Source organism: Streptomyces sp. XD-27 (genome assembly GCF_030553055.1).
Taxonomy (GTDB): Bacteria; Actinomycetota; Actinomycetes; order Streptomycetales; family Streptomycetaceae; genus Streptomyces.
Genome location: NZ_CP130713.1, coordinates 523,215 through 537,922, shown reverse-complemented (window position 1 = coordinate 537,922; position 14,708 = coordinate 523,215). Strand labels below are relative to the sequence as shown.

Annotated in this window: 10 protein-coding genes and 2 pseudogenes; 6 read left to right on the top strand and 6 right to left on the bottom strand. The window is 73.9% G+C overall.

Features of this window, described 5'->3' with window-relative positions; translation table 11 throughout:
• The first annotated feature begins 15 nt into the window (after positions 1-15).
• From Q3Y56_RS02290 to Q3Y56_RS02270, 5 genes are all read left to right on the top strand, one after another.
• A complete protein-coding gene (locus Q3Y56_RS02290) occupies positions 16-297 on the top strand; it encodes a PAAR domain-containing protein (protein ID WP_304460298.1) in 282 nt (93 codons plus the stop codon).
• Positions 298-299: 2 nt separating this feature from the next.
• The gene (locus tag Q3Y56_RS02285; RefSeq protein ID WP_304460297.1) at positions 300-707 is read left to right on the top strand and encodes a GPW/gp25 family protein; all 408 of its coding nucleotides are present in this window, start codon (positions 300-302) and stop codon (positions 705-707) included.
• Positions 708-732: 25 nt separating this feature from the next.
• Positions 733-2,721 carry a putative baseplate assembly protein gene (locus Q3Y56_RS02280; protein WP_304460296.1) on the top strand — a complete coding sequence of 663 codons (1,989 nt, stop codon included), beginning with the start codon at positions 733-735 and terminating at the stop codon, positions 2,719-2,721.
• Positions 2,722-2,723: 2 nt separating this feature from the next.
• Entirely contained in the window at positions 2,724-3,284 is a 561-nt protein-coding gene (locus tag Q3Y56_RS02275) for a phage tail protein (RefSeq protein WP_304460295.1), read from the top strand.
• Positions 3,285-3,637: 353 nt separating this feature from the next.
• Complete coding sequence (locus Q3Y56_RS02270; RefSeq protein WP_304460294.1) at positions 3,638-4,735, top strand: hypothetical protein; 1,098 nt, start codon at positions 3,638-3,640, stop codon at positions 4,733-4,735.
• 124 nt (positions 4,736-4,859) lie between these two features.
• On the opposite strand, the gene Q3Y56_RS02265 is transcribed toward Q3Y56_RS02270, so the two are convergent.
• Positions 4,860-5,654 carry an endonuclease I family protein gene (locus Q3Y56_RS02265; protein WP_304460293.1) on the bottom strand — a complete coding sequence of 265 codons (795 nt, stop codon included), beginning with the start codon at positions 5,652-5,654 and terminating at the stop codon, positions 4,860-4,862.
• Between the two features lie 179 nt (positions 5,655-5,833).
• Positions 5,834-7,927, bottom strand: a complete 2,094-nt coding sequence (locus Q3Y56_RS02260) for a SpoIIE family protein phosphatase (protein WP_304460292.1) — start codon at positions 7,925-7,927, stop codon at positions 5,834-5,836.
• A 435-nt stretch (positions 7,928-8,362) separates the two neighbouring features.
• Between Q3Y56_RS02260 and Q3Y56_RS02255 the strand changes: the two genes are divergently transcribed.
• Positions 8,363-9,868: a carboxylesterase/lipase family protein gene (locus Q3Y56_RS02255; protein WP_304460291.1), complete on the top strand. Its 1,506-nt coding sequence runs from the start codon at positions 8,363-8,365 to the stop codon at positions 9,866-9,868.
• A 35-nt stretch (positions 9,869-9,903) separates the two neighbouring features.
• On the opposite strand, the pseudogene Q3Y56_RS02250 reads toward Q3Y56_RS02255, so the two are convergent.
• From Q3Y56_RS02250 to Q3Y56_RS02235, 4 genes and pseudogenes are all read right to left on the bottom strand, one after another.
• Positions 9,904-11,294: pseudogene (locus Q3Y56_RS02250) on the bottom strand (MATE family efflux transporter).
• Positions 11,295-11,299: 5 nt separating this feature from the next.
• Positions 11,300-12,327 (bottom strand): annotated as a pseudogene (locus tag Q3Y56_RS02245) (cysteine synthase family protein).
• The gene (locus Q3Y56_RS02240; RefSeq protein WP_304460290.1) at positions 12,276-13,709 is read right to left on the bottom strand and encodes an alanine racemase; all 1,434 of its coding nucleotides are present in this window, start codon (positions 13,707-13,709) and stop codon (positions 12,276-12,278) included. The pseudogene Q3Y56_RS02245 and the gene Q3Y56_RS02240 overlap by 52 nt, the downstream one beginning before the upstream one ends.
• Positions 13,700-14,689 carry an ornithine cyclodeaminase family protein gene (locus tag Q3Y56_RS02235; protein WP_304460289.1) on the bottom strand — a complete coding sequence of 330 codons (990 nt, stop codon included), beginning with the start codon at positions 14,687-14,689 and terminating at the stop codon, positions 13,700-13,702. Before Q3Y56_RS02235 ends, Q3Y56_RS02240 begins: the two co-directional genes overlap by 10 nt.
• Positions 14,690-14,708: the final 19 nt, after the last annotated feature.

The following is a 14,708-nucleotide window of genomic DNA, read 5'->3' as shown; positions in this document are numbered from 1 at the left end:
AGGGGGATTCCGCGCATGCCACCAGCCGCCCGTGTCGGCGACATCACCGGACACCCGGGCACCGTCGGCCCGCCGGGCGTACCGACGGTGCTCATCGGCGGCATGCCCGCGGCCACCGTCGGCACCCCGCACATCTGCGCCTTCCCGCCGCCCGCGGTGCACCCGCCGAGCCCCATCGCGCCGCCCGGCAGCACCAGCGTCCTGATCGGCGGCAGGCCGGCCGCCCGCGTCGGCGACATGGCGGGCTGCGGCGCGCCGATCACCGTCGGCTGCCCGACCGTACTGATCGGAGGATGAGCATGGCCCAGCAGTTCATCGGCGCGGGCTGGGCCTTCCCGCCGCGCACCGACGCCACCGGTTCCATCGCCTTGGTCCGCGGCGAGCGCGAGCTCGAGGAGGCCATCCGGCTGATCCTCGGCACCTCGCCCGGCGAACGCCCCATGCGGCCCGAGTTCGGCTGCCCCCTGAGCGACTACGTCTTCGCGCCCGCCGACGCCGGCACCGCGGGACAGCTCGCCTACGAGGTGCGGCTGTCCCTGGAGCGGTGGGAGCCGCGCATCGACGTGGCGGACGTCGCCGTCCGGTTCGACGAGGCGGACAACGGCGTGCTGTACATCGACATCAGCTACACCGTGCGCGGCGCCAACGACCCGCGCAGCCTCGTCTTCCCGTTCTACGTGATTCCGCAGCACGAGGAGGGCGTATGACGCTCCCGCACCGTGAGGAGGGCGTATGACGCTCCCCAGCCCCAACCTGGACGACCGGCGTTTCCAGGCGCTGGTCGACGAGGCCAAACGGCTGGTGCAGCAGCGCTGCCCGGAGTGGACCGACCACAACGTCTCCGATCCGGGCGTCACCCTGATCGAGGCGTTCGCGACCATGGTCGACCAGCTGGTCTACCGGCTCAACCGGGTGCCGGACAAGCACTATCTGGCCTTCCTGGACCTGATCGGGGTGCGGCTGTACCCGCCGACCGCCGCCCGCACCGAGGTGACGTTCTGGCTGTCGGCACCGCAACCGGAGCCGGTGCGCGTCGCATCCGGCACCGAGGTCGCCACCGTGCGCACCGAGACCGAGGAGGCGGTCGTCTTCACCACCGGCCGCGACCTGTCCGTGGTGCCCTGCTCGCTCGCCCACCTCGCCGGCTGGCCCGCCACCGGCAACGCCACCGACCGCTCCGAGGAGCTCGCCCTCGGCCGCGACGTGCCCTGCTTCTCCGCCTCGCCCACGCCCGGCGACTGCCTCTACATCGGGCTGTCCAACCCCGTCCCCGGCTGCGTCCTCGTCCTGCGCCTGGACTGCCGGGTCGAGGGCGTGGGCGTCGACCCGCGCCGCCCGCCGCTGCTGTGGGAGGCCTGGGACGGCGGCAACTGGGTCGCCTGCGAGGTCGACAAGGACGACACCGGCGGCTTCAACAAGGCGGGCGAGGTCATCCTGCACATGCCCGCCGCGCACACGTCGTCCGTGGTGGCCCGGCACTCCGGCGGCTGGCTGCGCTGCCGCCTCGTCGAGGCGGCCCCCGACCAGCCCACCTACCGCGCCTCCCCGACGGTCCGCCGGATCACGGCGTTCACCATCGGCGGCACCGTGGAGGCGTCCCACGCCGAGACCGTCACCGAGGAGCTCCTCGGGCTCTCGGAGGGCGTCCCCGGGCAGGGCTTCCGGATCGCCCGGCCCCCGGTGGTGCCGGGCGAGGAGCCGTTCGTGGTCGAGGTCGCCGAGGGCGCCGGATGGGTGGCGTGGACGCGGGTGGAGAACTTCGCCCACTCCACCGCCCACGACCGCCACATCACCTTGGACCCCAACTCCGGCCAGGTGGACTTCGGCCCCGCGGTACGGGAACGCGACGGAAGCCTGCGGCTCTACGGCGCCGTGCCGCCCAAGGGCTGCCCGATCCGGGTTCGCGGCTACCGCACCGGCGGCGGCCGCCGCGGCAACGTGGCCCGGGGCGCGCTGCGGGTGCTGCGCAGCTCGCTGCCGTACGTGGCCCGGGTGGAGAACCGCCGCCCCGCGCTCGGCGGCGTGGACGGCGAGACCGTGGAGAACGCGCGGGTCCGCGGCCCCATGACGCTGCGCACCCTGGACCGGGCCGTCGTGCCGCACGACTACGAGCAACTCGCCCGCGAGGTCGCGCCGGACGCCGCCCGCGTCTTCTGCGTCCCCGCGGGCAGCGTGCACGGCGACGGCCGCGACCGGAGGGAGACGCGCACGCCCGCGGGCGACGGCGGCGTACGGCTGCTGGTGGTGCCCGCCGGCCGCGGCGACGCGCAGGGCCGCATCCAGTTCGACGACCTCATCCCGCACCAGGACACCCTCGCCAGGATCGCCGCGCATCTGGACGCGGCCCGCCCGATCGGCACCCGGCTGGTGGTCGAACCGCCCTACTACCAGGGCGTCACCGTCGTCGCCTCGGTCCAGGCCGGCCGCGGCCACCCCACCGAGCGGCTGCGCGACGCGGCGCTGACCGCGCTGTACGGCTACTTCAACCCGCTCACCGGGGGACCGGCCGGGACCGGCTGGCCGTTCGGGCGGCCCATCCACTCCGGCGAGGTGTTCGCGGTGCTCCAGCAGGTGCCGGGGGTCGACCTGGTCGAGGACGTACGGCTGTTCCCCGCCGACCCCGTGACGGGGCAGCGCACCGACGCGACCAACAAGATCGCGCTCGACCGGCACGCGCTGGTCTTCTCCTACGAGCACCAGCTCCGGGTACGGGAGGGCTGACCGTGCGCGCGACGATCCCGGGACTACCCACGCCCCACCCGCTGCTGCACCAACTCCCCGCCGCCTACCTGGAGCACGACTTCCTCCAGCGGTTCGTCGGCGCGCTGGACGAGGTACTGGCACCGCTGCTGCTCACCCTCGACAACCTGCCCGCCCATCTGCACCCGCGCACCGCGCCCGAGGACTTCCTCGCCTGGCTGGCCGGATGGGTCGCGGTGGAGGTGGACGAGGAGCGGCCCGAGACCCAGCGGCGCGCCGTGGTCGCGGGCGCCGTCGTCCGGCACCGGCGGCGCGGCACCCGGCGCGGGTTGGCCGCGGCGATCCGGGTGGAGACGGGCGTCGAGCCGGAGATCAGCGAGAGCGGCGCGACCGCCTGGTCGTCGGCGCCGGGCAGCGCGCTGCCCGGCTCGGCTCGGCCGTGGGTGGCGGTCCGGCTGCGGGTGCCGGATCCGGCGCGGTTCGACCGCGCGCGGTTGGACCAGCTGGTGGCGGCCGAGGTGCCCGCGCATGTCGCGTACCGGATCGAGATCCTGCCCATGGCGGAGGGAGCGGGGAGACCATGACCTGTCCCGACTGCGGACATCGCAATGCCGCCGGTGCGCGGTTCTGCGTGTCGTGCCAGGCGTTTCTGGACTGGGAGGACCGGCCTGACGAGACGTCAGCCGACCCGCGGCCCGCCGCACCGGGAGACCCCGCGGCCCCGGGCCACCCCACACCGCCGGGGAATCCTGCGGCGTCCGGCCACCCCGCCGCGCCCGCGGGATCGGGGGATCCGTCACCGGGCCGCCCAGCGGCATCCGGCCGACCTGCGGCCCCTGCCGCACCGCCGCAGGGCCCGGTGCCGCCTGCCGCGCCGGGGCTCCGGCACCCGCCGCCGCCCGCCGGGCCCGCGACGCCGCAGGGGCATACGTCGCCCGTGCCCCCCGCGCGCCCGGGTGTGCCGTCCGCCTCGGCGGACCGGGCGTCGTCGCCCGCGCCACCGGGCGCGAGGTCCGGGCCGCCGCCCGCGGCCTCCCCGCCGGCCGCGACCATGCACCTCGGCCCGATCCGGCCGACCGCGCCGCCGCCCGCGTCGGCCGGACTCGCCGACAACGCGCCGGGCGCGCCCTCGTCAGGCGCCCGGGGCGCCCGTCCCGGGGCGGCACCGCCCGGACCCGCGGCTCCCCGACGCCCCGGCGACCCGCTGGACGGCGGGCCGGGCACCGGGCCCGATCACCGGCCCGAGGACGAGCCGGTCCGGGCCGCCGGGCCCGATCCAGGCGCGGCCCGGCGGCCGCGCGGACGCCCGTGCCCCCGGTGCCGGGCGGACAACTCCGCCGACCGGAACCTGTGCGTACGCTGCGGCGGACTGCTGGACACCGGTGCCGGTCCGGACGCGTCGCCGCTCCCGTGGTGGCGGCGGCTCTTCCGGCGGCGCTCCGACCGGGTCCTGGAGGCCGGGAGCCGCCCCCGGACCCGTACCTGGCCCCGGCCCCGCCTGGCGCTGCCCCTGACCTTGCTCGTCCTCGCGGCAGCGGCCTGGTTCGCCCGCGCCCAGCTCGACGACGTGTTCACCTTCACCCAGGACCGCACCGGCAAGCTGGAAGCGCTGCGGCCCACGGAGAGCCGCGCGTCCAGCGAGGCGTCCGGGCACCGGGCGGGCGCGGCGTTCGACGGCTTCAACAACCGCTACTGGGCGCCCGCCGAGGCGGGCCCCGGCGTCGGGCAGTATCTGGAGGCCGAGTTCGACAAGCCGGTGCGGCTGCTCAAGGTGCTGATCACGTCGGGGAGTTCGGCGAAGCAGGACGAGTTCCTGCTCCAGGCCCGGCCCGCCGAGCTCACCGTGACGATGGTCTCCGCGGACGGCAAGCGCACCACCGAGGCGGTCAACCTCAAGGACCAGCCGGGCCAGCAGACCTTCGACGTGCGCGGCTCGGATGTCGTACGGGTCCGGCTGACGGCCGACGCCGCGTTCGGCGCCCGCTCCCAGCGCAGGCTCGCCATCGCCGAGGTCGAGTTCTTCGGGAGGCGGTGAGGGTCCGGCGGTCAGCGGCGGCGATCGGCTCGGGACCGGCGGTGACGCGCGTAGCGCGTGGACAGCGCTCCGCGCGTCACCTCTCACGGCGAGGCGACGGCCCCTCGTGCGGCGGCCTCGCGCCTCACCAGATGGCCTCGACCCACTCCGGGTGGTCGATGAACGGGTTGCGGTTGTGCTGATAGCTGGCGTAGATGACCTCGTTGCGGCGCTTCTCGAAGGCGTCCGGCGGGTCCTCCTGGCTCCACTGCTTCAACACCGACAGCCGCCCGTGGTACGGCTGGGTGCCGTTGGTCACCGAGTCGTTGGGCTCCAGGTTCGGGAAGCCGTCCTCGCCCTCGTACCGTACGGCCATGTACAGGATCATGCGGGCCACGTCGCCCTTGACGGCGTCGCGGGGCTCGAAGGAGTTGGAGTCGGTGTAGTTGCCGGGGGCGCCGCTGACCGCGCTGCCGCCGTTGTCGAAGTCCTTGTTGCCGCGGATGCTGTTCACCGTCACGTCCTCGGGACGCAGGTGGTGCAGGTCGGTGCCGGGTCCGGCGGTGGTGCCGAAGTCGCCGTGGGACTTGGCCCAGACGTGCTCGCGGTTCCAGTCGCCGGAGTCGCCGCCGTTGCTGTTCTCGCTGATCGAGCGGCCGGTGTACAGCTCGATGACGTTCGAGGAGTTCGCCGGGTCCTCGTCGGTGACCTTGAGTGCCGCCCACACCTGGTCGTACGAGAGCTTGCTCTGGCTCTTGATGATGGTGTGCAGCGCGGACTTCAGCTGCGGCCCGGTCTTGCCGATCGCGCCGCTGTAGTACGTGTCGTCGTAGGCGGGGGCCGCCGCGGCGGCGGGGGTCTGGACGATGGCGCCGGCCGCCAGTACGGCGGCGGTCGCCAACGTCACGGGTATCCAGCGGTTCACGCGGTGGATGCGCATGGAGAAGGTCCTCTCCCGGTGGGGGGCTCGCGCCGGCGACCGGGGCATGTCCCCTTCGCCCGGCGCGAGCTGACGGTTGATCGCTCAACCAGAGAGAGTGACACAGACATGACATCGAACGTGTGAACGGCATGAGTCGATCTTGTGTCAGGACGATGGACGCGCGGTGCGCGGAGGCGTCAGACGGGCGCGCTGAACTTGCCGACCCGCGAGATCAGCAGCGCCACGTCGTCGTGCTCGTCCGGGTTGCGCAGCGCCGCCAGCAGGTGGTCGCAGAGGTCTTCCAGGTTCGCCCGGGGCTCCGCCAGCAGGCCGACGAGGGTGTTGAGCCGGGCGTTGATGGGCTGGTCCCTGGTCTCGATCAGGCCGTCGGTGTAGAGCACCAACTGGTCGCCGGGGGACAGCTGGAGCGTGCTCTCCTCGAAGTGCACGCCGCCCACTCCCAGCGGCGCGCCCGATGGCAGATGCAGCAGTTCGGCCTGCCGGCCGGGCCGGACCACGACCGGGGGGACATGGCCGGCCACGGATATCGTGCAGCGCATGCGGTGCGGGTCGTACTGGGCGTAGATGCACGTGGCGAGCGCCGGGTCGAGATCGGCCGCGATGCGGTCGAGGTGGCGCAGCAACTCCGCGGGCCCCAGGTCGAGTTCGGCCAGGGTGCGGGTGGCGGTCCGCAGCTGCCCCATGGTGGCGGCCGCGTTGATCCCGCTGCCCATGACGTCCCCGACCACCAGGGCCGTCCGGTCGTCGGCCAGCGGGATGGCGTCGAACCAGTCGCCGCCGAGCTGGCCGGCGGCGTGAGCGGGTTCGTACCGGTAGGCGATGTCCAGCCCCTTCGGCTGCGGCGGCTGGTGGGTGAGCAGATGCCGCTGCAGGGCGAGGGCGGTGCGGCGCTCGTTCTGGTACCAGCGGGCGTTGTCGATGCAGACGGCGGCCCGCGCGGCCAGTTCCCCCGCCAGCACCACGTCCTCGTCGTCGAAGGGCAGCGGGTTGCGGGCGCGGCCCAGGTCCAGCGCGCCGAGCACCTCGCCCCGGGCGATGAGCGGCACCGCCATATAGGAGTGGAGGCCGCTGCGGGCCAGCAGCGCAGCGGACTGCGCGTCGGGGGCGATCCGCCGCAGGTCCTGCTCGCCGACGTGCGGCACCAGCACCGGGCGGCCGGTGGTCACGCACTGGGTGATCAGCCGGTCGGCGTCGTACGCGGCTATCTGCCCGGTGAGGTCCCTGGCGTCCAGAGCCTCGGTGGCGTAGGCGGAGCCCCTGACGGCCACGGCGCGGAAGCGGGTGCTGCCGGCGTTGGGCGAGACGCCGGGGCGCCGCCCTTCCAGGACGGCGTCCAGGATGTCGACCGCGCCCAGATCGGCGAGCTGGGGCACCACCACGTCGAGCAGTTCCTGCGCCGTGCGGTCGACTTCGAGGGTGGTGCCGATGGACACCGTGGCGTCGGCGATGAGCGCCAGCCGCTTCCGGGCGCTGGCCGCCTCGGTGGCCGCCCGGTGCTGCTCGGTCACGTCGATGACGGAGGTGGACAGCCCCAGGACGCGCCCGGTGTGGTCCTCGAGCCGGTAGTACGACACCGACCAGGCGTGCTCGGTGCGCAGGTCGTGCGGCGGGCGGCCGACGGTGTACTGGTTCAGCAGCGGCGTGCCGGTCTCCAGCACCTCCCGCATGGTCGCCGCCAGGGTGTCGGTGTCCAGGAAGGACAGGACCTCGTGGATGCTGCGGCCCACGTGCTGGTCGACGGGCAGCCCGTTCATCTTGGCGAGGGCCGGGTTGACCATCACGTACCGCAGATCGGTGTCGTAGACGGCCAGGCCGATCGGGGACTGCGCCACCAGGCGCACCGACAGCGCCAGGTCCTGCTCGACCCCGCGCAGCACGGACTGGTCGGCGGCTATGCCCAGCGCGTAGCTGGCGCCCGCCTGGTCCAGCAGCCGCATGTTGCGGAACTCGACGATCCGGGTGCTGCCGTCCTTGTGTCGAATGGGGAAGGCCCCGGCCCAGTTCTCGCCGCTCGCCATGACCTTGGCGAACAGGCTCAGGACGAGGTCGACGTGCTCCGGGGCGACCATCAGCTTCGCGGCGAACCGGCCGAGCGCCTCCTGGGCGCTCCAGCCGAAGAGCTGCTCGGCCTGCGGGCTCCACAGGGTGATCCGCCCCTCGGAGTCGAGCATCACCGCGGCGACGCCGAGGGCGTCCAGCAGGCCGCCGGGCTCGGACGGGCCCGCCTCCGCCGGGTCGAGGCGCACCGGGAACGCGTCGGTCGAACCCATCCAGGCACTCCTTCCGCCAGCCGTCGCGGACCGACGAGCTCGTCGCGGAGTCGGTCCGGTTCCCGCTCGGCGTGCCTACCGCTGGCCTCCATCATCGCTCCGGGGGTGAGCGACTTCCAGATCAAGTGCGATGACCTTACCGGACGTACTCGGTCCCTGCCGCTGCGTGCGCGGACGATCTCCGCTCGGGGCGGGCGAGGGCCGCAGGGGTTACGGCCGGGTAGCCGCGGAGACCGTACGGCTGCCGCGGCGGCGGGCGGCCGATGTGACCGGCGGGTACGGTCCGTGCCGCCGCACGGGTGGGCTCCCGTGCGGCGGGCGGACACCGGCGGGCAGGTGAGGTATGCCGCTGATGCGGGAAAACTCCCCCTTGTCGCCGCCGCCCGGTCAGGGCCGGGGCGTGCGCAGGGATCATGCTCCGGGAGGCACACAGACATGGACGTCACCGCCCTGACCAGGTACGGAAGAGTGCGCGGCCGGCACGGCGGCGGCATCGCCGCGTTCCTGGGGATTCCGTACGCGGCACCGCCGTTCGGCGCCCGCCGGATGCGGCCGCCACGGCCCCCGGAGCCCTGGACGGGGGAGCGCGACGCGACCGAGTACGGCGACAGCGCGCCGCAGCCGGGCTACGTGCCGCCGATGTCGGATCTCTTCCCCAACCTCGAAAGCCCCGGCGACGACTGCCTCAATCTCAACATCTGGACACCGGCGCCCGGGCGGACCGGCGGCGGGCTGCCGGTCATGGTGTGGATCCACGGCGGCGGGTTCCGCTACGGGGCCGGCTCGCTGCCCCTGTACGAGGGGGGACGGCTGGCCGCCGACGGGACCGTGTGCGTGACGCTCAACCACCGGCTCGGCCCGGAAGGGTTCCTGCTGCTGCCCGACGGCACCGCCAACCTCGGACTCCTCGATGTGATCGCCGCCCTCGAATGGGTCCAGGACAACATCGCCGCCTTCGGAGGCGACCCCGGCAGGGTCACCGTCTTCGGCGAGTCGTCCGGGGCCATAAGCGTCGTCACCCTCATGGCCATGCCCCGCGCCCGCGGCCTGTTCCACCGCGCCATCGCGCAGAGCGGCGCGGGCCACCACACCCACACCGAGGACGTCGCCCGGCGCCTCACCGCACGGCTGGCCGCCCTCGCCGGGGTCGAGCCCACGGCGGAGGCGCTCACCGCCGCCGCGCCGCAGCGGCTGATCGACGCCAACGCCGCGCTCGGCAAGGAGCTGTCGGCGCATCGGGACCGGGCGGTGTGGGGCGAGGCGGCCGGCGGCGTCCTCACCCTGCTCCCCGTCGTGGACGGCGCCACTCTCCCCGCGCGGCCTGTGGACGCCATCGCCGCCGGCGCCGGGGCCGACGTCGACCTCCTCGTGGGCACGAACACCGACGAGTTCCGCTTCTTCCTCGTCCCGCTGGGCCTGCAGAACCTGATCACCGACGACGTCCTGCGGCAGGTGACCGCCGAATACGGCCTGGCGGACGAGGCCGGACTTGCCACATACCGCGCCGCCCGCCCCGGCGCCACCCCCGGCGACCTGCTGTCCGCCGCCCTCACCGACCACGCCTACCGGGTCCCCGCCCTCCGGCTCGCCGAGGGCCGCGCCGCGCACGGCGCCGACACCCACGTCTACGAGTTCGCCTGGCGGACCCCCGCGCTCGACGGCACGCTCGGCGCCTGCCACGCCGCCGAGATCGGCTTCGTCTTCGGCAACCTCAGCTGCGGGCTGACGGGCGAGACCGCCCCGGGCGACCTGTCCGACCAGATGCGCGCCGCGTGGACCGCCTTCGCCCGCGACGGCCGCCCCGGCACGGCGGGCGGCCTGCTCCCCGAGTGGCCCGCGTACGGAACCCGCCGCTCGGTCATGCGCCTGGGCGACGGCCCTCCCGCGGTCCACCACGACCCGGCGGCCGCGGAACGGCGCCTGTGGGAGGGCATCCGCTGAGCGCCGCCGACTGGATTGCCCGATGATCGGGGCCGTCAGGTCCGGGCGGCGAGCGCCCGCGTGAAGCGGTGCAGCAGCAGTGCCGCCGTGGTGGCCAGGCCCGCGAAGAGGCCGAGCCAGGTGCCGAGGGTGTCCAGACCGGCGGCGACGCCGAGCAGCCAGGCGGCGGGCAGCCCGACCAGCCAGTAGCCGATCAGGGTCATCCGGAAGCCGCTCTTGGTGTCGTCCAGGCCGCGCAGCAGGCCGACGCCGATGTTCTGCGCGCAGTCCACGAACTGCATGACGGCCGCGACCAGCAGCAGCCCGGTGGCGGTGTCGAGGGCGTCGCCGCCCTCGGCCCCCTTGTCCAGGAACGGCCGCAGGACGAGTTCCGGCACCGACACGTAGACCAGCGCGACGGCGGCCATCACGCCGGCGCCGCAGATCAGCGCGGTGCGGGCGATCCGGCGGGCCGCCTCGGCACTGCCCTGGGCCAACTCCCGGCTCACCCCCAGGGACGCGGCGTGCGACAGGCCCACCGACACCTGGAAGACGATGTAGACGAGCTGGTTGACGGCGGTGTGGGCGGCGAGCGCCGCGCTGCCGAAGCTGCCCACCAGCAGGGCGACGACGGAGAAGAAGCCCGCCTCGGAGCCGTAGGTGGCGGCGATCGGCGTGCCCAGCCCCAGCAGCCGGCGCAGGGTCGCCGGGCGGGCGCTCCAGACCCGGCACGTCAGCATCGGGGCCAGCTCCGGGTCGCGCCGGGCCGAGGCGTACAGCGCCAGGAAGGACAGCGTGTAGACGGTGGTGGTGGCGATGCCGATGCCGGGCAGGCCCAGCTCCGGCAGGAACCAGGTGCCGTGGATCAGGCCCCAGTTGAGGCCCGCGTTCACCGCCACCGAGCCGAGGGTGATCCGCAGCAGCGCCTGCGGGCGGCGCATCCCCACCGTGAACTGGCGGACCGCCTGGAACCACAGGCACGGGACGAGCCCCGGCGCCAGGGCGATGAGCATCGGACGCATCGTGTCGACGACGTCCGCGTCCTGGCCCAGGAGCCCACGGCCTCGCCGATGAGCACCATCAGCACCGCGCCGACGGCACCGGCCAGGGTCGCCAGCGCCATCGCGGCCCGGACCAGTTCGCGGACCTCGGCGCGCGCCTCCTGCTCGGAGGCGTCCTTGCGCGCCGAGGCGGCCGCTATCTGGTTGCCGACCGCGGTGACCAGCCCCACGCCCATGGTGCGCAGCTGGTTGAAGATGACCATGGCCAGGCCGCCGGCCGCCAGCTCCTCGACGCCGAGGAAGCCCATCATCACCGTGTCCGTGGTGGTCAGGGCGACCTGGGCGAGCTGGGTGAGCGCCAGCGGCACGGCGAGCGTGGCGAGTTCGCGGCTGTCGCTGCGGAGGGTCGGCGGCGCGGCCTGGTCGGCCGTGGGTGTCTGGGTCATCGGTGTCAGTTCCCGCGGAGTTTGGTGAGCATCTCGTCGGCCTCGCGTTCGACGGCGGGGTCGATCAGATCGCGCTGGGCCATCCAGTCGTCGTCGAAGACGGTGTCGAGGTACTTCTCGCCGCCGTCGTTGATCAGCGCGACCATAGTCGTCCCCGGCGGCAGGGTGGGCAGCCGGGTCAGCGCCTCGTACACCACGCCGCCCGCCGAGCCGCCGATGAGCAGCCCCGTCCTGGCCGCCACCACCCGCGCGGTCGCGAACGCCTCGACGTCGCCGACCTTCACGCCCTCGTCGATCAGGTCGAAGTCGACCAGTGCGCCGATCTCGGCGCCCTCGGGGTGCCGGTGCCGGACTGGTAGTAGTCGTGCGCCGGGCCGCCGAAGGCGATGGACCCCTTGGGCTCGACGCCGACGGTCTGTACGCCGGGTACGGTCCTGCGCAGTTCGCGGGCCGTGCCGCAGAGCCCGCCGCCGGTGCCGACCGCGCCGACGAGCACGTCGATCCGGCCGTCGAGGGCCTGGTCGAGTTCGTGGGCGACGCGGTAGTAGCCGACGGCGTTGGCCGGGTTGTTGTGCTGCTCGGTGAAGATCGCGTTGTCGGCCTCCTCGGCCATCCGCTCCGCCAGCTCCTCGCGGGCGGCGGTGGCCAGTTCCTCCGTACCGTCGTCCACGACGTACACCAGCTCGGTGCCCATGGCCTTCATGGCGCGCAGTTTGTCGACACAGGCGTGGTGGTCGACGACGGCGGTGAAGCGGTAGCCGCGCTCGGCGGCGATGACGGCGAGGCCGAGCCCGGTGTTGCCGGAGGTCGACTCGATGATGTGCCCACCGGGCCGCAGCGTGCCGCGCTCCTCGGCGTCGAGGACCATCTGCCGGGCCATCCGGATCTTGGCGGTGCCGGTCGGGTTGAACATCTCCAGTTTGAGCAGCAGTCGGCTGCCGGTCTCGGTCCGGCACAGCTCGAACAGCGGGGTGTATCCGATCAGGTCGGAGACCCGGCTGACGATCGCGGGGCGTATGAGTGCGTTGTCCATGAGGGGTCCCGGGGGGAAGGTTCAGCGGGAGAAGTGCCGGTCGAGGCGCCAGCGCGGGCGCTCGCCGTCGTGCTCGAGTACGACCTTGGGGGCAGCGGCAGGTCGTGGAACGGCGACTCGTTGGAGTCCATCTGGTAGCCCGCGGTGTTCGGGTATACGAGAAGGTCACCGACGGACGGCCGGGCGGGGAAGGCGACTTTGCGCCACGTGAGCATGTCTGATTCGAGGCAGGTCGCGCCGCCCACGCAGGCCGGGAACGGCTCGCCGTCCGCGATGGCCTGCTTCTCGGGTCGCGGTACCAGCACCGGATCGGGCAGGAACTCGCTGTTGAACCACTGCTCGCTCAGGCTCAGGCTGGTGCCGTCGACCGTCACGATGCCGTACTCCCGCGCCTTGACGCCCTGGACGCGGAAGACCGTGCAGCCGGCCCCGTCCAGCAGCGCCCGGCCCGGCTCCAGCAGCAGCGCCACCTCGGCCTCGCGCAGCAGCGCGGCCAGGGTGGCCCGCTCGCCGTGCGGGGTGGCGGCCAGCACGGCGCGCAGCGCCTCAGGCCCGGCGACGGGGGAGTGGTACGGGTAGAAGTCCGGGAAGGACTTGCCCGCGTGGTAGTGCTCGGGGCGCTGCTCGCGGGTGAACCGCTCCCAGTCCTCGGCGGCCACGTAAGTGACGGCGAAGCCGCCGCCGATGCTGATCCGGTCCGCGGGCAGTCCGAGCGCGCGCGCCCGGCGGCACAGCCCGACCAGCTTCCCGGCGAGGTCGGCGCGCGGTTGGGTGGCGTAGCCGGACAGATGGAAGCTGAAGCCCTCCATCCGTACGGAGTCCCCGGCCTCCTGGCAGCGGGTCAGCGCCGCCGCCAGCTCCGCCTCGTCGAAGCCGAACCGGCTGTGCGACTGGGCGGGCGGCAGCACGCGCAGCAGCAGCCGCGCGGGCCGGTCGGGCCGCGCCGGCGCGATGACCCGGTCCAGCTCGTCCGGCGCGTCGACGGCGATCAGGCAGTCCTGGAGGTGGGCCAGGCGCAGCAGGTCGTCCGCCTTGGCGGGCCCGGTGACCACGATGCGGTCACCGCGCACGCCGTGGCCCAGCGCCTCGCGCAGCTCGCCGGTGCTGGCCACGTCCACGCCGAGCCCGGCGTCCGCGCAGCGTTCGATCCAGGCGGCGGCCTTGTTGGCCTTCTTCGCGTAGTGGACCAGGCCCGGGACCTGGTGCTCCGCCAGCACGGCCGCGAACGCGGCGGCGTTGGCCTCGAACCGGTCGGGCAGCAGGAAGTGGAACGGCCCGCCGAACGCGTGACTGAGCTCGTGCGGCAGCTCGCCGCCCAGGACGGCGGTCAGCCGCGGGTCCTCGTAGGCGGGGAGGGTCAGCGGCGCGTGCGTCACCGCCACAGCGAGACCTCCGTGCCCAGCCCCTGCGCGAGCGCCAGCTCCGCGAAGCGGTGGCCGAGCGCGATGTCGGTGACGACCAGTCCGCTGTTGTACGCGAAGATCCGCTCGGCGGCGCCGGTGCGGCCCCGTGCCCGTCCCGCGATCACCTCGGGGAACTCGGCGTCCACCGCGGGGAACTTCCCGTCCGCGTCGGCCATGTCGGTGCCGGTCACGGCCATCTGGGCGGCGCTGGTGGCGATCACCCGGTCGGCCCGGTGCAGGGTCGACGGCTGGATGCCGTAGCCGATCAGGACCGACAGCGCGCCGGGCTTGAGCCAGTCCCCCTCGACCGCTGCCGGGGTGTGCGGGCCGGCGGTGGCCAGGATCACGTCGGCCTCGGCGGCCGCGGCCCGCAGGTCGGTGACCAGCTCCAGCTCGCGGTCCGGGAAGTGGGCGGCGAGCTGCTCGCGCACCGCCGCGATGCCCTCGGGGTGGGTGCCGGACAGCAGCAGCCGGTCCAGGTCGGGCAGCGTGGTCAGCAGGAACGGCAGCGCGAGCCGCCCTTGCACGCCGGTTCCGATGACCAGCGCGGTACGGGCGCCGGGCGGGGCGCACTCGCGGGCGATCAGCGCGGAGACCGCGGGGGTGCGCAGGCTCCCGATCCGCCCGCAGTCCATCATCGCGATCGGCAGCCCGGTGGTGTCGTCGTAGAGGGTCAGCGCCGTGTAGTAGTGCTGCTGGTCGCGGTCCAGCGTCAACCCGTGCTTGTACGAGGTCTTGATGGCGACGACCTCGCGGGCGCCGTCCCGGCCGAGCATGGCGTACGACACCGAACGGCCGTCGCCGGGCTTGACGGTGAGCTTGGGCGGGGTGACCGAGACGCCGTCGGCGAGGGCCCGGTAGGCCTGCTCGACCACGGAGACGACATCGGACAGTTCGATCTCCAGGCCCGCCAGGTCGCTGGTGCTGAGGACGCGCAGCGGTATGTCGCCGTCGGTCACGTCGGACTCCTTCACTGGT

What these genes read in the sequence shown, in the direction of transcription:
- Q3Y56_RS02290 (WP_304460298.1), top strand. Translation starts at nt 16, where the DNA reads ATGCCACCAGCCGCCCGTGTCGGCGACATCACCGGACACCCGGGCACC.
- Q3Y56_RS02285 (WP_304460297.1), top strand. Translation starts at nt 300, where the DNA reads ATGGCCCAGCAGTTCATCGGCGCGGGCTGGGCCTTCCCGCCGCGCACC.
- Q3Y56_RS02280 (WP_304460296.1), top strand. Translation starts at nt 733, where the DNA reads ATGACGCTCCCCAGCCCCAACCTGGACGACCGGCGTTTCCAGGCGCTG.
- Q3Y56_RS02265 (WP_304460293.1), bottom strand. Translation starts at nt 5,654, where the DNA reads ATGCGCATCCACCGCGTGAACCGCTGGATACCCGTGACGTTGGCGACC.
- Q3Y56_RS02260 (WP_304460292.1), bottom strand. Translation starts at nt 7,927, where the DNA reads ATGGGTTCGACCGACGCGTTCCCGGTGCGCCTCGACCCGGCGGAGGCG.
- Q3Y56_RS02255 (WP_304460291.1), top strand. Translation starts at nt 8,363, where the DNA reads ATGGACGTCACCGCCCTGACCAGGTACGGAAGAGTGCGCGGCCGGCAC.